Source organism: Prochlorococcus sp. MIT 1303 (genome assembly GCF_001631965.1).
Lineage (GTDB): Bacteria > Cyanobacteriota > Cyanobacteriia > PCC-6307 > Cyanobiaceae > Prochlorococcus > Prochlorococcus marinus_D.
This window is the reverse complement of record NZ_LVHK01000031.1, coordinates 34,676-54,739: the sequence shown is the minus strand read 5'-3', so window position 1 is coordinate 54,739 and position 20,064 is coordinate 34,676. Positions and strand designations below refer to the sequence as shown.

Here is a 20,064-nt window from a genome sequence, read left to right as displayed (position 1 = left end):
TTTCTATAAATATCTAGAATCCTTGGGGATTTTTGACTTCGAAGCAGGTCAATTAATGTGTTCAGATTCTCGGGTAATTCCGCTTTTGACTAATACATTTATTAATTGGTTTGAAACTCAACACTGGAAGGATAAAAGTTTGCTAGAGCTAGGCAGCGGTAGTTCTACGTTGTTTTTTGCAAAATATTTTAAAGAAGTATGCTCTTTGGAGACCAATCAAGACTGGTTTACAAGGCTATCTGAAGTACTGCCTCTAAATGTTGAATACAAAAAAGTGGATATAATTATGGATGGCTTAAACTCAGCGGATATCAACTCGTACGATGCAATACTTTTAGATTGCGGAGAAAATAGAGCAAATATAGCCAAAGTCCTTGCCGAGAGATCTTATGATGGAATTATATTTTTCGATAACTCAGAGTGGTATAGACATAGCATAAAAATTTTAAATTCATCTGGCTTCTTTGAAATCCCTTTCTTCGGAGTGAAGCCGGTTGAAAATTGGGTATCCTGCACCAGTGTTTTAGCCAAAGAATCAAACCTTAATGAAATTACCAACAGCAACTGGGAAAAGTTGCCAGAGTTCGCGGGATATCACCCAAGAAATGCCTGGGACATAGTCGATGGGTAAGCTATTTTTTTGCTTATTGGCATGCTAGTTTTTTCAGCTGAAACGTACAATTAAGCGCATAGTGCGAAAAAAATTGCCATTCATTTATTTCGTGAATGGAGAAGTTACTTGCCATGCCTAATAATATCGTGATATCTGCGCAATTAACTACAAAAGGTTCAGCTCTGAGCATATACATCACTAAGGTGCCTGGAAAGATCTAATATTTAAACCCCTTTAAAGCGATCTTTACGGAATGACCGCTTTCAAGAGTCATGAGAAATAAGACGCCTTATACACAAAATGATCACAAATCCACAGTGTAATAATTAATTTCTAAAAGCACTTTGAAGTTGCATTATTCCTGATTTGCGCTATGCTTTTGAAAATGGTGACTGGGCGCACTCGATTGCTATTCTGACTCTAAGGCTCTTGTTAGTCTTCAAATTCAAATAATCAGCTAGTATTCAAAGTAACTATTTTCTTCGCCTCATTTTAGAGGGGTTTTGTAATAGTCTTGACTCAAGAATAAAGAACGCAAGTAGCAGGGGATGAGCCCTGCTGCCTTGTTATGTGATCAACTCTTTTGCTAAGGCATAGCACTGCTGGACCATGAATTCCCGATGTTCATCAAGCATTTGAGACTTATCATCGTGACTATAAGCCTTGTCTCCCAATCCGTGTGCCATCTATTTTTGAAAATCTCATTGTCAAACTTTAGATCTTCCTGCCCTGCGGTTATTGCAAAGGTGTCTGAATCCATGAGCAGTAGTTGCACTGCCATCTCCCGTCTTCATGATATGAGCATTGAGAGAGACCTTGTGAACATGTTTATATTCCCGACTTCTTGGTGAGTAAAGGATATGGTCATGCACTTCATTCATTTCATGGAGTCTGTTTAGGGCAACTTGAGACGTTCAGTCATCGGGACCTGATGTGCCTTGTCCGTCTTTATGCGGTCAGCAGGAATGGTCCACAGATTCTTCTTCCAGTTGATTACCTCCCCCCATGGAGGGGGCAGAGAACCAACCCTCAGGAAGGTCATCACCAGCACCACCAAGGTGAGACGAACCACCAGCGCAGCATTGGTATCGCTCTGCTCCAGGTTCTTAAAGAACTGAGCTAACTGACCCCACGCCAGTGAAGGATTGGATTTCGCTGGTGGTGTAGTCCTTTCGTCGCATTCGCAATCGCAGGGTTCTTGTCCCTCTCCATCCAGCCGTGGAAGATGGCATGTTCAAAACAGGACCTGAGGATTCCGAAGCACTTGTCGGACTGAGCACCCTGGCTGCGAACCGTGATCTTCTGCATGGCGGAGAGCCACACCTCACTACTAAGTCCTGCTGTCCTTACCCATCGCATTCCAGCTGAGGCGAGACAAAGGAGTCTCCGCACCCAGTTCGGGCGTCATTTTGTTCACCAACTTGTTTCGATAGTCCTTGATGGTCCTGGGTTTCATCGGTTTGGGTTGCTGAATCGCTCCCCATGCGAGGGATGACTCCAGAAACTGTCTAAAGGTCGTACCACTACTCTTCTCCTAGACCTTCAGCTTTTCCTCCTTGCGAAGTTCTCTGGGGTCTTTACCCGTCTCCCTACTCCAGGCCCTGATGCGTACCCACTCCTCCCGTTCTGCCTTCAGGGTCCATGTGTCTGCCCCTCTGCTATAGGGACCGATGCGTACCTCTGCTTGTTTCCCTCGCCTCTCAGGTGGGAAGTGGGTTCTGCCGATAAAAGACTTGCCTCCACCCCCTGTCGAAGGACTCCACAACAAGGAGTCAGACCGATGCTTTTGGTGGTCTTCACTCAAGGAAGGGAGCGAGCTAATGACACAACCCTCTTGCCGGCAATAGCTCGCGAACTCAGCAAGCTATAGGGTTAAAAGAATGGAGGGCTCTGATTCGCTTTGGCTGGTCTGAGTTCGCAGTCATTACTGAGTAATTGATCAAGTCAATTCAGTGCTTTCTTTGTTGCAAATGGAATGACTATGAATCTGTTCCAAAACGGAGAGGGAGTGCGTCGATCGGCCTATAAGAGCCCATTTAAGGACTGGGTCCTTTTTGACCACCTGGTTGGTTGGATTGGAAGAATTGCTTTATTACGACTAATCCGCCAGCCAGCCAATTACGACCCCGCAGGCCTTGATCTTGGATATACATTCTTCCATAAAAGTAGATGTCTACCTATGTATGCAGAGGTATTTTGAAAGGTCTCTCGCGATAAATTTATGGGCACTTTCTGTTATTGCTCGTTAATTGAAAGCTTTTTCTGAAATGGATTAAGCGACTCGATTGTTATCCTCTGGCAATCAAAATCAATGCTCCAGTAAGCAATCATTGCCATGCAATGCGATGTAAAGACAACATACGCGTGAAGCAAGCTGTAATCAGTTTTGCTTCACGCGTATGTTGGTAATTATTTATTATTCTTGTCAACGAAAGCGCCATTTGGCAGTCGATAAAATAGTGAATTTGGATCAACGATTTGGTAGTTTGGTTCCCATAGCTCCATCATGTCGGTTCCATATGTCATGGAAAGCAGTACCGAGGGAGCATCGGAGTGGCCAATTTCGGTGGAATGGATAAAATTTGAGCCAAAGTTAATAGCCTTACCCATTTCATATTTATACGTCCGCTGATTAGAATCCTTGTCAAGATATGCTAGGTCTGGATTTCCTGGGGGATGTATTAAGGGAGTTATTAGAGTGAATCCGTCATTGTTGCCGTCTGGCCAATCTGTATGGAAATTAGTTGCCGAGCATTTCGATCTGGTCACATAGAATCCGTTGTACATTACGATAGTCTCTCTATGACTGATAAAATTTTTCATAACTGCTTCAACGCCCAACTCATTGAATATTTTCAGGAAAAGGTTATAGCTTTTCTTGTTATTATTGCTTATCCAAAGAATATTGCTAGGCCATCGTGGGTTTAAAGTATGATAATCTTCTCCTATATTGTTGGACGCAATTTGAATTAGAGGCAGCAAGATTGAGCTGTCAAATTTAATTTCTAATGCATTGAAGGCATTCAAGCGCTTGTTGAAAAAATGTTTGCCCATGGAGTGAATATCTTGAATAATCGGATTAGATAAGGGGGTTGTTTGTCTAGTGTCTAGTAGTGCTTTGATACCATTCCGTCCTCGGGGTCTATGCCTGTTCCAAGGGACCAGGCGCGAATTCGGATCCATTTCTCCCGTGCTGCCTTCAGGAGCCATTGCCCTGGACCAGTGCCGTAAGGACTAAAGCAGACCCTGACGAGTTTGCTGCCACCGCCTGGGGGGAAACGGATCTCGCCATAAAAGGACTTGCCGCCACCCTTCTTCGACGGCTCTACGACCACGTAAAGGCAGTCCCCGACCCCCTTCTTTTGCATCTTGTCGGTCGCGGTCAGGGGCCGAACGCCCGAGTCTGTTAGTGGCATCTCAGGGATTCCTGCCTCACGGACATCTTCCTACCTCAGTCAAGGTTTTCCTACCTCATTTGCTTGGCAAACAGGGGGAATTCGTGGGAATTCAAATTCACGAAACCCATTGCACCCCAGTAGTCCTGGGAAGGTCAGGGAAGACCTTGGAACGGAGAGGGAGGGATTCGAACCCTCGACAAGAGTTGCCTCCTGTAACTCCTTAGCAGGGAGCCGCCTTCAACCACTCGGCCACCTCTCCAGCGGCATACATACCCTACCAATACCCACATCTAGTGCTTTGTTTTAGTTGTCTGGGTTTGGTGTCAAATCACCAGTCTGGGTAGTCGATGTTTGAAGCTGCAGAGCACCTCCCATGGAATTGATCCACTGAGATCACTCCATTGTTGTGGTGTAATACAGGCGTCGCCGTCCTTGCCTAGGAGGGTCACGATGCTTCCCACCTCTAGGTCGGGGTGATTTGTGGCATCAAGCACGAGTTGATCCATGGTGATGGCGCCAACCTGGGGGAGAAGCTGACCATCGGCTATTGCAGAGATTTGGCCTGATAGGGATCGGCTAACCCCGTCGGCATAGCCGATTCCTACGACTGCTAGGCGACTGGGGCGTCGTGTGGTGAAGCGATGGCCGTAACTCACTCCCACTCCTGCAGGCACATCCCTAATCAGTGTCACCCTTGCTTTGACGCTGAGAGCTGGCTGAAGGTCTACTTTCCCTTGTAGTTGCAGGTTGGGGCTGTGGCCATAAAGAGCAAGACCAACGCGCACCATGTCGTAATGGAGTTCGCGATCGCGAAGGGTGCCGGCGGAGTTGGCAAGGTGCCGCATAAATCCATTGTGTTGCTCTGGCAGCGTTCTTAGCACCGCCTCAAAGTGTTGCTGCTGCTGATCCGTCACCATTGCGGCTTCACCTTGGAGATCCCCATCTGCCAGGGCTAAATGGCTATAGATACCCTTTAATTCGAGTTGATTGAGGTGGCCTATCGCTTCCACCAGCCTGGGAGCTTCCTTTAACTCGCAGCCGAGACGGGTCATCCCAGTATCGATTTTGAGCTGAATCCTGAATTGCCGGCCGCTGCCATCTGCAAGGTTTTGGCAGAGCAGAGCCTCTCGCATACTGCTGAGGGTGGGCATGAGTTGCCAATGAAGGCAAGCTTTCAGGTCTTCGCTATGGGTGAGATTGCCTAGCACAAGCACTGGGGCATTGTGGCCGGCTTGACGAAGCTCAATTCCTTCTTGGAGGGTTGCTACTCCAAGGCTTTTTGCTCCTCCTTGCAAGGCGGCTCGGGCTACGGTTACAGCGCCATGGCCATAGCCATCAGCTTTCACCACGGCCATCAGGGCACAACTTTCACAAAGGTGTCTCCGAAGGCTGCGGCAATTGGCTTCCACAGCTGCGGGATTAACTTCCACCCAGGCGCGCTGACGCGGATCGGCTTTTGCCATCTGCTCAGGGTTTTTGCCCCTAGGCAGATCACCGTTTGGGGCGATCAGGTCTCGCATGCTGGCAGGGTAAACAAGGGAATGACCTCACCCTTGGGGTGTCGGTAGCATGACGCTTAATCAGGGGGCTGGCATGAGCCAGGTTCTCGTACTCAATGCGTCCTATGAGCCTCTGAACATCACCACCTGGCGACGCGCCCTGGTGATGATGTTCAAGGGCAAGGCGGAGAGCCTGGAACAGGATTCCTCACGCATGATTCGCGAGGACACCATGCTCCCTACGGTAATTCGGTTGCGGCATTTTGTTCGGGTGCCTTTTCGGCAATTGCCCCTGACGCGTCGAAATGTGTTTTTTCGCGATGGTCATTGTTGCCAATACTGCGGTTACCAAGGAGAGAAACTCTCCATAGATCATGTGATCCCTCGCAGCCGTGGCGGTAGCGATACCTGGGAAAACGTCACCACGGCTTGCTTGATTTGCAATGTACGTAAGGGCAGTTGTACTCCTCAGGAGGCTGAAATGCCTCTGCATCGGTTGCCGCGGCGACCACTCAGCAGTCTCAGTTTTGAGGCGACTCGACAGATTCACTCGGGCCGACACAGCGAGTGGGAAAAGTATGTAATCGGCTGGGGCTCTGGTGATACCAGCCTCAACGTCAGCCTTCCTCCTGATGACTGAGTTCTTCGAGTTGATGGCGTTGCTCTTCGGCAATGCAGGCGCCGATCAGCTCTTCAAGCTGGCCAGTCAGCACTGGCTCGAGGGAGAAATTGCGTCCTAATCGGTGGTCAGTGGTGCGATTGTCTTTGTAGTTGTAGGTGCGGATCTTTTCGCTGCGGTCGCCAGTTCCCACTTGGGCTCTTCTCGTTGAGCTTTCACGCGCGTTGGCTTCTGCAATTTGTCTTTCCAGTAACTTCGCTCTCAGGATTTCCATGGCACGTTCTCGGTTCTGCAGTTGGGAGCGTTGCTGGGTGCAGAACACCCTGATACCGGTGGGCTTGTGGAGCAGGTCCACTGCCGTTTCAACCTTGTTGACATTTTGTCCGCCAGCCCCGCCTGAGCGAGCAGTGCTGATTTCTAGTTCGCTGGGATCGATCTGCACTTCCACTGCATCAGCTTCTGGCATCACGGCCACTGTTGCTGTGGAGGTGTGCACACGACCTTGGGATTCTGTAGCAGGAACCCGTTGAACTCGATGCACGCCGGCTTCGAATTTCAGTTGGCTGAAGACGGCATCGCCTTTGATTGAGAGGATTAGCTCACGGAATCCCCCCAAATCGGCCTCTGTTGCACTCAACGGTTGGACTGACCAGCCAATGCGTTGACCGTAGCGCTCATACATACGGGCTAAATCACCTGCCCATAGGCAGGCTTCGTTTCCGCCTGCACCGGCGCGGATCTCGAGCATGACGCTGCGTTGATCACGTGGATCACTTGGGAGTAGGGCCAGGGTGAGGCGTCTCACCAAGACTGTTTTGCGGGCCTCTAGTTGTTGCAACTCTTCCTGGGCTAAAGACTCCATGGCTTCATCACCCCTACTTTCTCGTAGTAGCTGCCTGGTCTCTTGCCATTCCTGCTCCACATGCTGGAGCGTTTCAAAATCGAGTACGAGGGGTTCCAGGCGTGCTCTTTCTCGCGCAATACTTTCAAGAAGTTTGGGATCAGCTGCCACATCGGGATCAGCTAGCTGGCGCTCCAGACTTTGAAAACTGGTCTTGGCTGTTTCCAGCCGAGTGATGAGGGTTGAAGAGTCCATACCCATCAACAGCGGATGTTATTGGCACCCGGCGAAGTCTTTGAGGACAACAGCTCAGTCTTCTTTAGAGATGTTGTCCTTGTTGTTATTTTTGGCGTCTGGTTTTTTTTCATCCACAGCAGCATCGGCACTGCCCATGCCGTACTTGCGCATGAAGCGATCCACGCGTCCTTCAGTATCAAGGATTTTCTGGGTACCGGTAAAGAAGGGGTGATTACCACTCCACACATCAACGTGGAGTTCTGGTTGGGTGGACCCGGTGGTCATCACCACCTCTCCATTGCAGATCACCTTTGCGTCGGGATACCAGCTGGGATGAATATCAGGTTTAGGCATATCAGGATCAGGAGATGGCAGTCAGGAACAAGTAGTAGGGGTGAAGGATCAGCGCTTGGAGAACTGAGGAGCTTTGCGAGCTTTCTTGAGGCCGTACTTGCGACGTTCTTTGGCGCGGGGGTCTCTGCTGAGATGGCCTTCAGTTTTGAGCGGTTTACGGTTGTCTGCTGATAACTCACAAAGGGCTCGTGCCGCACCCTGTTTGATGGCGTCGGCTTGGCCGGTGAGTCCACCTCCGTGAACGTTGACGAGGACGTCGTATTGCTCGTTTAGACCAAGGGTTTGCAGGGGTGCTTTCACTGCCGCGAGATAGGCGGGATTGAAGTTCAGATAGTGGTCACCGGGGCGTCCATTGATGGTGATCGTGCCAGTGCCAGGGACAAGGCGAACGCGGGCAACTGAGGTCTTGCGGCGGCCAGTGCCCCAGTAGACAACGCTGTTATTGGAACTGCTCATTGCGATGAAGCGGCGGGATTGAGCTGAAGGGTTTGGGGTCTCTGGGCGGAATGGGGATGTTCCGGGCCGCGGTAGACCTTGAGTTTGCGGAACAACTGTCTGCCAAGGGCGTTGTGAGGAAGCATCCCTTTAATGGCTTTTTCGACGATGCGTTCAGGTAGACGATCCTGCAACGCCTGGAAGGTTTCAACCTTCATTCCTCCTGGACGGCCAGAGTGACGGCGGTAGAGCTTTTGATTTGCCTTGTTGCCGCTGACTCTGATTTTGTCCGCATTGACCACCACAACAAAGTCACCTGTATCCAGGTGAGGGGTGAAGCTTGGCTTGTTCTTGCCGCGCAGCACGGAGGCCACCTCAGTAGCAAGTCTGCCGAGTGTCTGATTCTCTGCATCCACCAGAAACCACTGGCGTTCGATCGAATCAATTGAGGGAACGGAGGTCTTGTTCATCACGCCGGCATGCCGGTTCGGAGATGCACTATCGCAAGGGATAGTGCTGGGCAGGGAGCATCAGGCACATTTAGGACTGAGCCTGATCAAGCTCGATCTTCAAGCTTAGCCTTTCATGAGAGCAAATCCAAAAAGATCACTCATGGAATGGCTCGCGAAGCCCTTGTGTTTCCCCTAGGGGTGAAGCGTGGTGGTGGGAGTTCAGCTTGACTCCGGTGCAGATGGAGGATCCAAAGGAGGATCATTTGCTCCGAGGGAATAGCGCGGTTGGCAGTCATACCAACCGCCTTTGGAGAAAATGTCTTCTTCGTATCCTGCACGCAGGAGGCAAAGACCCTGAGCTGGTGCCGCTTCTTTCACTTCTTGACGGCGTTTCTCCTTCCAGCGCCGCTCAAAGGTCTGAAGATTAAGTCGGTGTTCGCCTAAGGCCACCAATTGGCCCATCAACAGCCGCACCATGCCATAGAGGAAACCGCTGGCTTGGATCTCAATCATTATTAAATCTCCCTGCCGCTCAGTCTTTACCTCCTGAACTGTGGTGCGGGCATGGGCTCGTCGACTGCCAGTCCGTTGAAAAGCGCTGAGGTCTTGCAACCCAAGGAGCCCCTCTAGAGCCACTTGCATCAAGGTTTCATCAAGACGAACGTGGTAGCGGTGCCAGCTCCAGGGGGCGAGGAACAGATTGGGTCGCCGACCGTTGTAGATCGTGTAGCGATATCTTCGGTATATCGCTGAATGACATGCATGCCAGGAGGCTGGCCGTGCTACTGCTTCCCGCACACGAATCGTGCTAGGTAGTCGTCCGTTTAGAGCAGGTGCCCAGCGTTCAGCTGGGATGGGACCACAGCAGTCGAAGTGCACAACTTGGCCCGCAGCATGGACACCAGCATCTGTGCGACCTGCTGCAACGGCCTGAATAGGCCTGTGAGGATCAAGCTGGGAAATTGCCTCTTCAAGTACTTGTTGAACGCTCACCGCTTGTGGTTGACGCTGCCAACCGCAAAAGTTTGAACCTTCATATTGCACGCTGAGGCCAATACGTCGAACTGGCGTACTTTTTGGCAGTTCGACTTTGGAGTTAGGGAACATTGCTGATCAGTCCAGCATGTTGTCACTGTTCCCAGGCTTTAGACCAACTCTATGATTGCCATCTCAGCATTGTCGCCGCGGCGAGGCACCGTACGGATGATGCGTGTATAGCCGCCTTGACGATCGCCATAACGGTCTTGGGCCTTGTCGAAAAGCGCATGGACCAGTTGCTTGTCGTAGATGTATCCGATGGCGCGGCGTCTTGATGCCAGGCTCCCGTTCTTCGCAAGAGTGATCATGCGTTCAGCTTCGTCCCTAAGGGCCTTGGCTCTGGCTTTGGTTGTTGTGACACGGCCTTCACGGATGAGTTGAGTGGTCAGACCGCGAAGCATGGCTTTGCGTTGATCAGTTGGGCGCCCAAGCTTTGGGACTCGACATTGGTGACGCATGGTTCTCGGTGGTGCGCTGGGGCGGGAATGTAAAAACGGCTAGGCGCTGGTACGGCTTTGTGGAATTGAGATGCCGATGCGCTCTAGGGCTTCGATGACCTCGTCTGCAGACTTGGAGCCGAAGTTCTTGATCTCAAGCAGGTCCTCGTAGCTGAAGCCCATCAGATCAGAAACTGAGTTCACCTGGGCTCGCTTGAGGCAGTTGTAAGCCCTTACAGAGAGGTTGAGCTCTTCAAGGGGGATCTGTGATTCAGCGGAAGGCTCGGGTTCCAGGCCTGGTTCTTCCACCATGGTGACGGTGGCAAGGGGCTGAAAGAGTTCGATCAGTTGGTTGGCTGACTCTGCAAGGGCATCATCTGGTGTAGTGGAACCATCGGTGACAATTTCTATGCGCAGCCTCTCGCGGGTCGATCCTCCTTCTGCGACGGCAGTCTCGTCGATGGTGAAGTTCACCCTACGGACGGGCATGAACACAGCATCGATCTGTAGTAGATCAATGGCGCTTATATCTTCGTTGTGGCGATCAACAGGGCGGTAACCGATCCCCCGCTCAACATGAACTTCTAACTCAAGGCTGTGACCCTCATGCACAGTGGCAATTTGGCGGTCTCCATCCACCACTTGGACTTGTGAGGAGAATTGCAGGTCTTTAGCTTTGACCTGGGCAGGGCCGGTAACCACAAGTCGCCCAATCTCTAGTTCACTCGTTCGACTGTTTACCGACAGCTGTTTGCAGTTCAACAGGATGTCGAGCACATCTTCTCGGACTCCTGGGATGGTCGCGTACTCGTGGTTGACACCTGCTATACGCACGGCGGTGATGGCGCTGCCCTCAAGGCCCCCCATCAGCACCCTGCGGAGGGAATTGCCAAGCGTGGTGGCTTGCCCGCGTTCGAGCGGTCCAATGAGGAAGACGCCTGTTTGGGCGCGATCATCGGCAACTTGATGCTCGATCCGGTCGATCTGGTATTGCAGCACGGTCTGAAGCGGGGAGAGAGGGCAGGAGCTAGGGAGTGAAACGCGGTTCAGACGCGCCGGCGTTTGGGCCGACGGCAACCGTTATGGGGGAGTGGGGTGACGTCTCTAATAAGAGTGATTTCGAGGCCTGCCACCTGCAGGGCGCGGATGGCGGTTTCACGGCCGGAGCCTGGTCCACGGACCAGTACTTCGATCTGACGCATGCCCTGTTCGAGTGCCCTACGGGCTGCAGCTTCAGCTGCAGTTTGAGCAGCAAAGGGGGTGCCCTTACGAGCACCCTTGAAGCCACTGGCTCCAGCAGATGACCAGGCGATAACTTCCCCAGCTGTATCGGTGATTGAGACGATCGTGTTGTTGAAGGTGCTCTGAATATGTGCAACGCCATTGGGGACGTTGCGCTTGGTCTTTTTGGAACCTGTCTTTTTGGTGGGTTTGGCCATGGGCTGGGGCCTGGTAGATACGGTTTGGGGAGGGTCTGCCTGGGCAGCTCAAAGAGATGTTGCTTATTTTTTCTTGCCAGCCACGGTTTTGCGTGCACCGCGACGAGTACGTGCATTGGTTCTGGTGCGTTGACCGCGAACTGGGAGGCTCATGCGGTGTCGACGTCCCCGAAGGCAACCGATATCTTGCAGTCGCTTGAGGGCCATGCCCTCTTGGCGTCGAAGGTCTCCTTCAATCGTGAAGGCTTCTAAGGCCGTACGCAGCTTCTGCACATCTCCATCTTCCAGATCCTTGACTCGGATGTCGGGATTGACGCCAGATTTGGTCAGGATGGTTTTGGCGCGGGTTAGACCAATTCCATAGATGTAGGTGAGTGCAACTTCAACCCGCTTGTCACGGGGTATGTCTACGCCAGCAATCCGTGCCACTTAGCAGTTAATCGAGGGGGGATAGGGGTCGCCGATGGTGGCGAGAAAGGTTTGTGATGATTGAGGACCCAATTCAGGGCTGTTCGATCACCAATGAGGAACAGGGAGTTATCCCTGACGCTGCTTGTGCTTAGGGTTGGAGCAGATCACCATGACCCTGCCGTGGCGGCGGATCACCCGGCATTTTTCACACATTTTCTTGACCGAGGCACGCACCTTCATGGAGTGTGGCTCTCCAAATTTCCAAACGGCAACCATACCACGTAGGTCAACATAAGGATTTTTCGATGCTGATAGCGATTGATTCGATACTGCCGTGGGCTTCCACCGTTTGCAGCAGTCCTTGTTGGCGGTAATGGTCGATGAGGGGGGCTGTTTTCTCGCGGTAGACCTCAAGGCGATTACGAATCACGCTTTCGTTGTCATCACTGCGGCCTCGGGAAATTAACCGTTCAATTAACACTGCATCGTTGAGTTCCAGTAGTACAACAGCCTCAATTGGTTGCTTGAGTTCCTCAAGTAAGGGTTCGAGTGCTGTGGCTTGGATCAAGGTGCGTGGAAAACCATCCAAGAGCCAACCACCACTTTGGTTCTTGAGTTGGTTTTCGACGATGGCGAGCACCAGCTCATCGCTGACCAGCTCGCCACGGTTCATAACAGCAGCAGCCTCCTGACCAAGGGTTGTTTTGGCGCCGACCTCAGTACGCAGCAGATCGCCAGTCGATAGGTGCATTAATTCATGGGCTGCGCAGAGACGTTCAGCCTGGGTCCCTTTGCCTGCGCCAGGGGGCCCTAGGAATAGGAGACGTTGCTTCATGGATGGCAAGAAAGGGCTTGCAGGCGAAGTGGGGAATCGTTCATTGGCGGACAAGGCCTTCGTAGCGTTGAGAGATCACGTAGGTCTGAACTTGTTTTGCGGTGTCGATGGCAACACCTACAAGGATCAGCAGTGACGTAGCCCCGAGGCCTTGAAAGGTCTGAACGTTGGTGGCGCGTTCTACCGCGGCGGGAATGATTGCAACTGCACCGAGGAACAATCCGCCCAGCAAGGTCAGTCGGTTCTGAACCCCGGAGAGGTAGTTCGCTGTAGCACTGCCTGGCCTCACTCCTGGGATGGCCACGCCTCCCCGTTTGAGGTTTGTGGCGATGTCTATTGGATTGATGGTGAGTGAGGCGTAAAAGTAAGAAAAGCCGACAATCAGCGCGAAAAACACCAAGGCATAGGGCCATGGATTAGCGGCACCTGGGTTAAGAGTGCTTGCAGCCCTTATGAGTAAAGGGTTTTTGGTGAAGTTCGCAATGGTGATTGGTAGAAAGATCAGTGCAGAAGCAAAGATGATTGGCATCACACCACCGGCATTCAGCTTCAGAGGTAGATAGCTCTGGCGGTTTGGTAGCAAATTGGTTCCACCTATCTGTCGTTTTGCGCTCACAATCGGCAGGCGGCGGGATCCTTCCTGCACAAAGATGATGCCAACGATTGTCATTAGGAAAACCATCACGAGCACAATGATGCCGACCACATCGCCGCGATCACCGGTCTGTGCTTTTTCAATCGTTGAAGCCAGTGCTTTTGGCAGGGTGGCAACGATGTTCAGGAAGATCACAAGGGAGGCCCCTTGACCAATCCCTCGGTCAGTGATGATTTCGCTCATCCACATCACGATCATGGAGCCTGTTACTAATGCCAGGGCTGTCTGCACGACAAAGACGACCTCGCTGAGCCCTTCAACGGCGTACTGGCGAAGGATCAGGGCAAAAATCACACTTTGAACTAGACCCCAGCCAAGGGCTACATAGCGGGTGATCTGTGCAATCTTGCGGCGACCAGCCTCGCCTTCGTTTTTTTGCAGGTCCTCGAGTTGGGGTAGGGCTGCTGTGAGTAACTGGAGAATGATTGAGGCGTTGATGAATGGGAGGATCCCAAGAGCGAAAATCCCCAGGGTGGAGATGCCTCCACCGGTGAAAATGTCTAGAAAGCCAATCAGTTGCCCTCCCTGTTGCAGGAAGCTCTGAAAGGCCTCCCGATCAATACCTGGCATTGGGATGTAGATGCCGAGGCGAATAAACAGAAGTAATCCCAGGGTGGTCAGCACTCTGCCGCGCAGCTCTGGGTTGCGCACCAATTGGCTGATGACTTCAGCGGCACTAGGGTTGCGACCCCGACTGACGAGCATTGAGGGAAGAGATTGGGTGGGTTTGACGCAATAAAGCAGTCCGTTGACCGAAGACTCGTCGGACTGCTCAGACCATAGACAGGCAGTTGTATTGACTTGGCATCGTTTCAGTCAAGGATTTCGCATGTGCCGCCAGCGGCTTCGATCTTGTTGCGGGCTGTAGCTGTGAATGCAGCGGCCTGAATGGTCAGCTTGACTTTGAGCTCTCCATTGCCAAGTACCTTTAAAGGGTGTTTAGGACTAGTGACAACACCACTTTTGACAAGGGTGTCGAGATTGATGGTGCTACCCGTCTTGAGCTCATTGAGGGCCGCTACGTTCACAACAGTGAACTCTTTTGAGTTCACTGTTGTGAAGTGTTTGAGTTTGGGTACGCGCCTATAGAGAGGCATCTGCCCGCCTTCGAAGCCTGGGCGGGTAGGGCGACCAGATCGGGACTTTTGGCCACGCATGCCGAAACCACAGCTTGCTCCTTGGCCAGCGGCAATACCGCGACCTTTACGCATTTTGCGGCGCCTTGCACCTGCGTTGGCTTTGAGAGAGTCGAGTCGAAGAGTAGTCATAGGGGAATCAGGAGTAGATCTGCTCGAGGGAGATCCCCCGTTCCTTTGCGGTCTCCTTATGGGTGCGGAGACTTGCTAGAGCCACCATGGCAGCTCGGGCATTGTTTAGAGGGGTTTTGCTGCCGAGACGCTTGGCTAGAACGTTTTTGATTCCGGCTAGTTCCAGAACTGTGCGAATTGAACCGCCTGCAATGACCCCTGTTCCTGGGGCAGCGGGGCGGATTAGCACGTTGGCAGCACCTTCGCGTCCGTTGGACAGGGTGGGGATGGAGTTGTGGCGAGTGAGAGGAACCTTGACCAGGTGCTTCTTGCCATCAGCGACACCCTTGCGAACAGCACCGATCACATCGCCGGCTTTGCCGACTCCAACACCCACTTGGCCACGCTCGTTGCCGACAACCACAATGGCCCGGAAACTCATCTTTTTCCCACCTTTTACGGTTTTGGAGACGCGGCGAATCTGAACGACTCGTTCTTGCCATTCCGAATCACGCTCTTGGCCTCGGCGGTCGCCACGGCGTCCGCCACCTCTGCGCTCACGCCCCCCGCCACGGCGTTGCTGTTGCTGTTGTTGTTCTTGTTGTTGACCTTCCGCAGCTGCGGGGACGTCATTGGGGGTGGTCTGGGTGTTGGGTTGGGTCATGGTGAGAGCAGGGATCAGAACTGAAGGCCCGCTTCCCGGGCGGCATCGGCGAGGGATTTCACTCGGCCGTGGTACAGGTTGCCGCCGCGATCGAAGACCACCTGTTGGATGCCCTTGGCGAGGGCGCGTTTTGCGACTAAGTCCCCGACGGCATTGGAGGCGTCACAGCTGCTGCCATCGGCTTTAAGGCTGGTGCGTAAGTCCTTGTCGAGAGTCGAGGCGGCACAAAGGGTGTTTTGGGCTTCGTCATCAATAACCTGGGCATAGATGTGGTTGTTGGAGCGAAATACAGCCAGTCGCGGACGCTGGGCGGTGCCATTGAGATGGCGCCGCAGGCGCCGATGGCGCTTCTGGGTCTGCTGCTTTCGGGAGAGGTTAGACATGGTGGGTAATGAGGAGGGAAGTCAGGCAGACCTCTATTTCTTGCCGGATTTGCCGGCTTTGCGCAGGATGCGTTCGCCTTCGTATCTGATCCCCTTGCCTTTGTAGGGCTCAGGTGGACGAATGGCTCTGATCTTTGCAGCTTCATTGCCCACCAGTTCCTTGTCTGCACCTGAGACGGTGACCTTGGTGTTGTTCTCTACAGCAAAGGTGACTCCTTCGGGGGGGTCCATTTCTACCGGGTGGCTGAAACCTGCACTCAAGACAAGCTTTTTGCCTTTCACTTGTGCACGTGAGCCCACACCGATGAGTTCTAGTTTGCGCGTGTAGCCCTTGCTCACCCCTTCAACCATATTGGCGACAAGCGAGCGACAGAGACCGTGACGCTCACGCGACTTACGTTTCTGACTTGTGGGTGTAACCACAATTGTGTTCTCCACCTGACTGACGCTGACGCCTTCGGGAAGGGTGCGGCTCAGTTCTCCTTTGGGGCCCTTCACGCTGACTGCTAGACCATCAAGGGTTACAGCCACCTTGTCGGGGATGGGGATGGGATTCTTACCGATACGAGACATGGTTCAGGTTCCGGGTCAGTACACGTAACAGAGCACTTCTCCGCCAACGCCCTGTTTGCGGGCATCGCGGTCGCTCATCACGCCTTTGGAAGTGGAGATGATTGCCATACCAAGGCCACCAAGGACTTTGGGCAGGGCACGGGTGTTCTTGTAGATGCGCAGGCCTGGCTTGCTCACCCGCTGCATTGAGCGGATGGTGGGATGGCGGTGTTTGCCGCTGTACTTCAATTCGAGGACTAGATGGGTGCGTACACCTTCACCTTCTTCGCTGATTTCAGAGATGAAGCCCTCTTGTTGTAGGACTTTGGCAATACTGCGTGACATGCGGGAGGCAGGAACGCGGGTGGTTTGGTGACGTTTTTCACTCGCATTGCGGATGCGGGTGAGCATGTCTGAGATTGGATCGTGGTTGGCCATAGTTCAGTCGTCTCCGAAGAGGGCTTAATTGCTGCGGAACGGCATTCCCATCTCTCGGAGGAGGGATTGGCCCTCTTCATCCGTACGGGCGCTGGTCACGATGGTGATGTCCATACCCCTGATGGCATCGATCTTGTCGAAGGAAATTTCAGGGAAGATGAGTTGCTCCCTCACTCCAAGGGTGTAGTTTCCACGGCCGTCAAAACTTTTTGGGCTGACACCTCGGAAGTCCCGGATTCTGGGCAGTGCAAGATTGATCAGGCGCTCCAGGAAGGCATACATCCGCTCTCCGCGGAGTGTGACGGCGCAACCTATGGGCATTCCCTGCCTGATTTTGAAGCCAGCGATGGCCTTCTTGGCCCTAGTCACGACAACTTTCTGGCCAGTGATAGTAGCCAGTTCAGTAATTGAGGCCTCCAAGGACTTTGCGTTTTGGGCGGCCTCACCGAGTCCTCGGTTGACGGTGATTTTTAGCACCTTGGGGACTTCGTGAATATTCGAGAGGCTTAGATCCTTCAGCAGTTTGGGCTGAATGGTCTCCCGGTAGCGCTGTTTGAGTGACATGGCTTGGTGGAAGGGTTCTTCTGGACGTGGTCAGAAGATCGGGGATTGGGAAGAAAGGGAAGTTGGTGGGCTGGAAATTGTGATTTAGATGGCCCAGGGTTCTGTGGTTGGAGCTGTGATTAGTCGATCAACTCTCCGGTTTTTTTGAGGCGGCGTTTTTTGCTGCCGTCTTTTTCGACAACCAGCGCCACACGACTGGCGATCTTTTTGTTATTGGAATAGAGCATCACGTTGGAGGCGTGAACGGACGCTTCCTCTGTGACAATCCTGCCGCTTTCTCCCTCTTGGGTGGGTTTGACGTGACGGGTGCGAATGTTGACGCCCTCCACAATCACGCGGTTCTCTATGGGGAGAGTGCGTAGCACTTCGCCAGTTTTTCCTTTGTCCTTGCCTGTGATGACTTGGACGGTGTCCCCTTTATGGATGCGCATCTTGATGCGCTGAGTGTTTTTTTGTTTGGGGGTTGCGATAGGCATTTCAGATCACCTCCGGAGCGAGGGATACGATTTTGGTGAAGTTGCGCTCGCGAAGTTCCCGAGCCACCGGCCCAAAAACACGAGTGCCTCTAGGGTTTTTGTCCTCGTTAATGAGCACTGCAGCGTTGTCGTCGAAACGAATCGAGTTGCCAGTATCTCGGCGCAGGGTTGCTTTTGTGCGCACCACCACAGCTTTGACGACCTCGGATTTCTTGACGCTCATATTCGGCATCGCGTCTTTTACGGCTGCCACGATGACGTCGCCTACATGGGCATAGCGACGGTTTGAGCCCAGCACACGGATGCATTGGATTCGCTTGGCGCCACTGTTATCGGCAACAGTGAGGAAGGATTCCTGCTGAATCATGTGGAGACCTCTTGAGCTTTGGGACTTTGGCTGAGGACTTCAGCAACCGTCCAACGCTTTGCTCGACTGAGAGGGCGTGTCTCAGTGATTCGCACGCGATCACCGACACGGCAGGTGTTACCAGCGTCGTGGGCTTTATAACGGGTGGTTCGGCTGACCGTCTTCTGGTAGATGGGATGTGGGTAGCGGTTTTCCACCGCTACCACTACTGTTTTGTCCATCTTGTCGCTGACGACGGTGCCGAGCCTTTCCTTGAGTGCCATGGGTTCTAAGGGGAAAATCAGGAGGAGGCGGCGGAGCGGCTGCGCTCCTTCTGCACCGTCAACAGCTGGGCCAGCTTGATGCGGGCCTCTTTGAAGCGGTGCGTATTGCTCAGCTGCCGGGTGGCTTGCTGAAAGCGGAGATCGAACAGCTCTCGGCGGATGCCATCGATCTGCTCTGTGATGTCGGCGTCGGTGAGTTTGCGCACCTCGGCGGCTTTGGGATGGGCCATGGGTCAGGACTCCGCGGTAATGGCGGGCACACTGGCAGGCTTGTCGCTACCAGCAACCTTCTCTTGGTCGTCCAGGCCGATGAACTTTGTTTTGATGGGTAGTTTGTACTGGGCAAGCCGCATGGCTTCCCTAGCAATGTCTTCGGTGATCTCTTCACCGCCCATTTCGAACAGAATCCGACCTGGTTTAATGACGGCAACCCAAAATTCAGGGTTGCCCTTGCCAGAGCCCATGCGTGTTTCAGCGGGACGCATAGTGACTGGCTTGTCTGGAAAGATCCGGATCCAGATCTTTCCACCCCGTTTGACATAGCGGGTCATGGCTCGGCGGCTGGCCTCGATTTGGCGTGAGGTAATCCAGCCACATTCCTGGGCTTGCAAGGCAAACTCTCCAAAGGCAATGGTGTTGCCCCTGGTTGCGACACCGCGCATACGGCCTCGTTGCTGTTTGCGGAATTTGACGCGTTTTGGACTCAGCATGGTTCAGGCCTCCTCATCAACCCTCGTTTGAGCGATCTTCGAATTGTTGGGGTCGACGATTGCCCCTGCGCCGTGGGCTTGCACCCACAGGCATTGACTGGGCCTCGTCTCCCAGTACTTCGCCTTTGAAGATCCAGACCTTGATGCCTAGTACTCCGTAGGTAGTGCTAGCCACTTTTGTGGCGTAGTCGATCTCGGCGCGAAGGGTGTGTAGAGGCACACGGCCTTCTCGGGTCCATTCGGTGCGAGCGATTTCGGCGCCGTTGAGCCGACCACCAACCTGGATTTTCAAGCCCAGTACACCCGCTCGCTGGGCCCGTTGTACGGCCATGCGGATGGTGCGACGGAAGGCGACTCGCTTCTCGAGCTGCTGGGCGATGTACTCGGCCAGCAGGAAGGCATCGGCATCGACTCGCTCGACTTCGACGACGTTGATCCGAACCTGCCGGCTGTGATCACCGATGGTTTTTTGAATGCCGGTTCGCAGCTCTTCGATGCCACTGCCCTGGCGGCCAACGAGGACACCTGGTCGTGCAGTCTTCAGCTCCACTTCGAGTTGGTCGGCCTTGCGGGCAATCAACACATCGCTGATGCCTGCTGCGCCGTACTTCTTATGGATGAATCGACGGATTCTGTCGTCCTCCTGAAGGAGGATTGGGTACATCTTGCTGGTGGCGTACCAACGAGATCGGTGCTCCTGGGTGATCCCCAGGCGTAAGCCGGTTGGATGGATTTTGTTTCCCATCGGTCGGTGTCCTCGGGGGTCAGGAGTCGGTCTGGGCTGCCACAGCAATGCTGATGTGGCAGGTTTGCTTCTTGATCGCGAAAGCGCGACCTTGAGCTCGGGGCCGATAGCGCTTCATGGATGGACCCATGTCGGCGCTGGCTTGGGCAATCACAAGCGATGCTGGATCAAGACCCAGGTTGTGTTCTGCATTGGCTACAGCTGACCTCAGAACTTTTGTGATCGGGCCAGTGGAGCGGTAAGGCATGAACTCGAGCATGATCAGCGCGTCGCGATAGGTGCGACCGCGGATTTGATCGAGCACTCGCCGTACTTTTGATACGGAGCCGCGGATGAAGCGGCCGTGGGCCTTGGCGATAGTTGTCGTCGTGGGTGATGAGGTCGTCATGGTC

Annotated in this window: 34 protein-coding genes and 1 tRNA gene; 4 read left to right on the top strand and 31 right to left on the bottom strand. The window is 53.2% G+C overall.

Annotation, left to right across the window (positions count from 1 at the left end):
* Window positions 1–631: hypothetical protein (locus PMIT1303_RS02375; protein WP_231901252.1), on the top strand; the 631-nt coding region annotated here is incomplete at its 5' end.
* Between the two features lie 877 nt (window positions 632–1,508).
* Here PMIT1303_RS02375 and PMIT1303_RS13220 read toward each other — a convergent pair.
* The 3 genes from PMIT1303_RS13220 to PMIT1303_RS13715 form a co-directional block, all read right to left on the bottom strand.
* Window positions 1,509–1,685, bottom strand: a complete 177-nt coding sequence (locus tag PMIT1303_RS13220; RefSeq protein ID WP_156486881.1) for a hypothetical protein — start codon at window positions 1,683–1,685, stop codon at window positions 1,509–1,511.
* Window positions 1,686–1,732: 47 nt separating this feature from the next.
* Window positions 1,733–1,972, bottom strand: a complete 240-nt coding sequence (locus PMIT1303_RS02360) for a hypothetical protein (RefSeq protein ID WP_156486880.1) — start codon at window positions 1,970–1,972, stop codon at window positions 1,733–1,735.
* A 175-nt stretch (window positions 1,973–2,147) separates the two neighbouring features.
* On the bottom strand, window positions 2,148–2,417 hold the full coding sequence (locus PMIT1303_RS13715; protein ID WP_231901251.1) for a hypothetical protein: 270 nt from the start codon (window positions 2,415–2,417) through the stop codon (window positions 2,148–2,150).
* 177 nt (window positions 2,418–2,594) lie between these two features.
* On the opposite strand from PMIT1303_RS13715, the gene PMIT1303_RS13915 reads away from it, so the two are divergent.
* Window positions 2,595–2,813 carry a hypothetical protein gene (locus PMIT1303_RS13915; protein WP_231901250.1) on the top strand — a complete coding sequence of 73 codons (219 nt, stop codon included), beginning with the start codon at window positions 2,595–2,597 and terminating at the stop codon, window positions 2,811–2,813.
* A 209-nt stretch (window positions 2,814–3,022) separates the two neighbouring features.
* Here the strand turns inward: PMIT1303_RS13915 and PMIT1303_RS02350 are convergent, their stop codons facing one another.
* Complete coding sequence (locus tag PMIT1303_RS02350; RefSeq protein ID WP_197459744.1) at window positions 3,023–3,823, bottom strand: hypothetical protein; 801 nt, start codon at window positions 3,821–3,823, stop codon at window positions 3,023–3,025.
* On the opposite strand from PMIT1303_RS02350, the gene PMIT1303_RS13910 reads away from it, so the two are divergent.
* On the top strand, window positions 3,823–4,023 hold the full coding sequence (locus PMIT1303_RS13910; protein WP_231901249.1) for a hypothetical protein: 201 nt from the start codon (window positions 3,823–3,825) through the stop codon (window positions 4,021–4,023). The genes PMIT1303_RS02350 and PMIT1303_RS13910 overlap by 1 nt on opposite strands.
* A 158-nt stretch (window positions 4,024–4,181) precedes the next feature.
* Here the strand turns inward: PMIT1303_RS13910 and PMIT1303_RS02340 are convergent.
* Window positions 4,182–4,270 (bottom strand) — tRNA-Ser (locus PMIT1303_RS02340).
* Window positions 4,271–4,334: 64 nt separating this feature from the next.
* Entirely contained in the window at window positions 4,335–5,531 is a 1,197-nt protein-coding gene (gene alr / locus PMIT1303_RS02335; protein WP_063397352.1) for an alanine racemase, read from the bottom strand.
* Window positions 5,532–5,604: 73 nt separating this feature from the next.
* On the opposite strand from alr, the gene PMIT1303_RS02330 reads away from it, so the two are divergent.
* Window positions 5,605–6,150 (top strand): HNH endonuclease, encoded by a 546-nt coding sequence (locus PMIT1303_RS02330; protein WP_063397351.1) that lies wholly within the window; start codon window positions 5,605–5,607, stop codon window positions 6,148–6,150.
* On the opposite strand, the gene prfA is transcribed toward PMIT1303_RS02330, so the two are convergent.
* The 25 genes from prfA to rplV form a co-directional block, all read right to left on the bottom strand.
* The gene (gene prfA / locus PMIT1303_RS02325) at window positions 6,128–7,225 is read right to left on the bottom strand and encodes a peptide chain release factor 1 (protein ID WP_063397361.1); all 1,098 of its coding nucleotides are present in this window, start codon (window positions 7,223–7,225) and stop codon (window positions 6,128–6,130) included. The genes PMIT1303_RS02330 and prfA overlap by 23 nt on opposite strands.
* A gap of 54 nt (window positions 7,226–7,279) precedes the next feature.
* On the bottom strand, window positions 7,280–7,561 hold the full coding sequence (gene rpmE / locus PMIT1303_RS02320; RefSeq protein WP_063397350.1) for a 50S ribosomal protein L31: 282 nt from the start codon (window positions 7,559–7,561) through the stop codon (window positions 7,280–7,282).
* A gap of 48 nt (window positions 7,562–7,609) precedes the next feature.
* Complete coding sequence (gene rpsI, locus PMIT1303_RS02315) at window positions 7,610–8,017, bottom strand: 30S ribosomal protein S9 (RefSeq protein ID WP_011826929.1); 408 nt, start codon at window positions 8,015–8,017, stop codon at window positions 7,610–7,612.
* Entirely contained in the window at window positions 8,014–8,466 is a 453-nt protein-coding gene (gene rplM / locus PMIT1303_RS02310) for a 50S ribosomal protein L13 (protein WP_011131125.1), read from the bottom strand. Before rplM ends, rpsI begins: the two co-directional genes overlap by 4 nt.
* A gap of 201 nt (window positions 8,467–8,667) precedes the next feature.
* Window positions 8,668–9,555, bottom strand: a complete 888-nt coding sequence (gene truA, locus PMIT1303_RS02300) for a tRNA pseudouridine(38-40) synthase TruA (RefSeq protein ID WP_063397348.1) — start codon at window positions 9,553–9,555, stop codon at window positions 8,668–8,670.
* A 38-nt stretch (window positions 9,556–9,593) separates the two neighbouring features.
* On the bottom strand, window positions 9,594–9,944 hold the full coding sequence (gene rplQ / locus PMIT1303_RS02295; RefSeq protein ID WP_011131123.1) for a 50S ribosomal protein L17: 351 nt from the start codon (window positions 9,942–9,944) through the stop codon (window positions 9,594–9,596).
* Between the two features lie 39 nt (window positions 9,945–9,983).
* Window positions 9,984–10,922, bottom strand: coding sequence for a DNA-directed RNA polymerase subunit alpha (locus tag PMIT1303_RS02290; RefSeq protein ID WP_063396903.1), 939 nt, complete (start codon window positions 10,920–10,922; stop codon window positions 9,984–9,986).
* A 47-nt stretch (window positions 10,923–10,969) separates the two neighbouring features.
* Entirely contained in the window at window positions 10,970–11,362 is a 393-nt protein-coding gene (rpsK, locus tag PMIT1303_RS02285) for a 30S ribosomal protein S11 (protein ID WP_011826926.1), read from the bottom strand.
* A gap of 63 nt (window positions 11,363–11,425) precedes the next feature.
* Window positions 11,426–11,791: a 30S ribosomal protein S13 gene (gene rpsM, locus PMIT1303_RS02280; protein WP_011826925.1), complete on the bottom strand. Its 366-nt coding sequence runs from the start codon at window positions 11,789–11,791 to the stop codon at window positions 11,426–11,428.
* Between the two features lie 108 nt (window positions 11,792–11,899).
* Window positions 11,900–12,013, bottom strand: a complete 114-nt coding sequence (rpmJ, locus tag PMIT1303_RS12735; protein ID WP_011826924.1) for a 50S ribosomal protein L36 — start codon at window positions 12,011–12,013, stop codon at window positions 11,900–11,902.
* Window positions 12,014–12,059: 46 nt separating this feature from the next.
* Window positions 12,060–12,608, bottom strand: coding sequence for an adenylate kinase (locus tag PMIT1303_RS02275; RefSeq protein ID WP_063397347.1), 549 nt, complete (start codon window positions 12,606–12,608; stop codon window positions 12,060–12,062).
* A gap of 40 nt (window positions 12,609–12,648) precedes the next feature.
* On the bottom strand, window positions 12,649–13,968 hold the full coding sequence (secY, locus tag PMIT1303_RS02270) for a preprotein translocase subunit SecY (RefSeq protein WP_063396906.1): 1,320 nt from the start codon (window positions 13,966–13,968) through the stop codon (window positions 12,649–12,651).
* Between the two features lie 107 nt (window positions 13,969–14,075).
* On the bottom strand, window positions 14,076–14,531 hold the full coding sequence (gene rplO / locus PMIT1303_RS02265) for a 50S ribosomal protein L15 (protein ID WP_063397346.1): 456 nt from the start codon (window positions 14,529–14,531) through the stop codon (window positions 14,076–14,078).
* A 7-nt stretch (window positions 14,532–14,538) separates the two neighbouring features.
* Window positions 14,539–15,174 carry a 30S ribosomal protein S5 gene (gene rpsE, locus PMIT1303_RS02260; RefSeq protein WP_063396908.1) on the bottom strand — a complete coding sequence of 212 codons (636 nt, stop codon included), beginning with the start codon at window positions 15,172–15,174 and terminating at the stop codon, window positions 14,539–14,541.
* Window positions 15,175–15,188: 14 nt separating this feature from the next.
* Window positions 15,189–15,557: a 50S ribosomal protein L18 gene (gene rplR / locus PMIT1303_RS02255; RefSeq protein ID WP_011826919.1), complete on the bottom strand. Its 369-nt coding sequence runs from the start codon at window positions 15,555–15,557 to the stop codon at window positions 15,189–15,191.
* Between the two features lie 33 nt (window positions 15,558–15,590).
* The gene (gene rplF / locus PMIT1303_RS02250; protein WP_063397345.1) at window positions 15,591–16,130 is read right to left on the bottom strand and encodes a 50S ribosomal protein L6; all 540 of its coding nucleotides are present in this window, start codon (window positions 16,128–16,130) and stop codon (window positions 15,591–15,593) included.
* 15 nt (window positions 16,131–16,145) lie between these two features.
* A complete protein-coding gene (rpsH, locus tag PMIT1303_RS02245; RefSeq protein ID WP_011131112.1) occupies window positions 16,146–16,547 on the bottom strand; it encodes a 30S ribosomal protein S8 in 402 nt (133 codons plus the stop codon).
* 24 nt (window positions 16,548–16,571) lie between these two features.
* Window positions 16,572–17,111 (bottom strand): 50S ribosomal protein L5, encoded by a 540-nt coding sequence (rplE, locus tag PMIT1303_RS02240; protein ID WP_011131111.1) that lies wholly within the window; start codon window positions 17,109–17,111, stop codon window positions 16,572–16,574.
* A gap of 119 nt (window positions 17,112–17,230) precedes the next feature.
* On the bottom strand, window positions 17,231–17,587 hold the full coding sequence (gene rplX, locus PMIT1303_RS02235) for a 50S ribosomal protein L24 (protein ID WP_063397344.1): 357 nt from the start codon (window positions 17,585–17,587) through the stop codon (window positions 17,231–17,233).
* 1 nt (window position 17,588) lies between these two features.
* Window positions 17,589–17,954 (bottom strand): 50S ribosomal protein L14, encoded by a 366-nt coding sequence (gene rplN, locus PMIT1303_RS02230; RefSeq protein WP_011131109.1) that lies wholly within the window; start codon window positions 17,952–17,954, stop codon window positions 17,589–17,591.
* Window positions 17,951–18,217 (bottom strand): 30S ribosomal protein S17, encoded by a 267-nt coding sequence (gene rpsQ, locus PMIT1303_RS02225; protein WP_063397343.1) that lies wholly within the window; start codon window positions 18,215–18,217, stop codon window positions 17,951–17,953. The genes rplN and rpsQ overlap by 4 nt, the downstream gene beginning before the upstream one ends.
* 17 nt (window positions 18,218–18,234) lie before the next feature.
* A complete protein-coding gene (gene rpmC / locus PMIT1303_RS02220) occupies window positions 18,235–18,447 on the bottom strand; it encodes a 50S ribosomal protein L29 (RefSeq protein ID WP_011131107.1) in 213 nt (70 codons plus the stop codon).
* A gap of 3 nt (window positions 18,448–18,450) precedes the next feature.
* Entirely contained in the window at window positions 18,451–18,927 is a 477-nt protein-coding gene (gene rplP, locus PMIT1303_RS02215; protein ID WP_063396912.1) for a 50S ribosomal protein L16, read from the bottom strand.
* Between the two features lie 16 nt (window positions 18,928–18,943).
* Window positions 18,944–19,672 (bottom strand): 30S ribosomal protein S3, encoded by a 729-nt coding sequence (gene rpsC / locus PMIT1303_RS02210; RefSeq protein ID WP_063396913.1) that lies wholly within the window; start codon window positions 19,670–19,672, stop codon window positions 18,944–18,946.
* Window positions 19,673–19,691: 19 nt separating this feature from the next.
* The gene (gene rplV, locus PMIT1303_RS02205) at window positions 19,692–20,060 is read right to left on the bottom strand and encodes a 50S ribosomal protein L22 (RefSeq protein ID WP_011131104.1); all 369 of its coding nucleotides are present in this window, start codon (window positions 20,058–20,060) and stop codon (window positions 19,692–19,694) included.
* Between the last annotated feature and the right edge of the window lie 4 nt (window positions 20,061–20,064).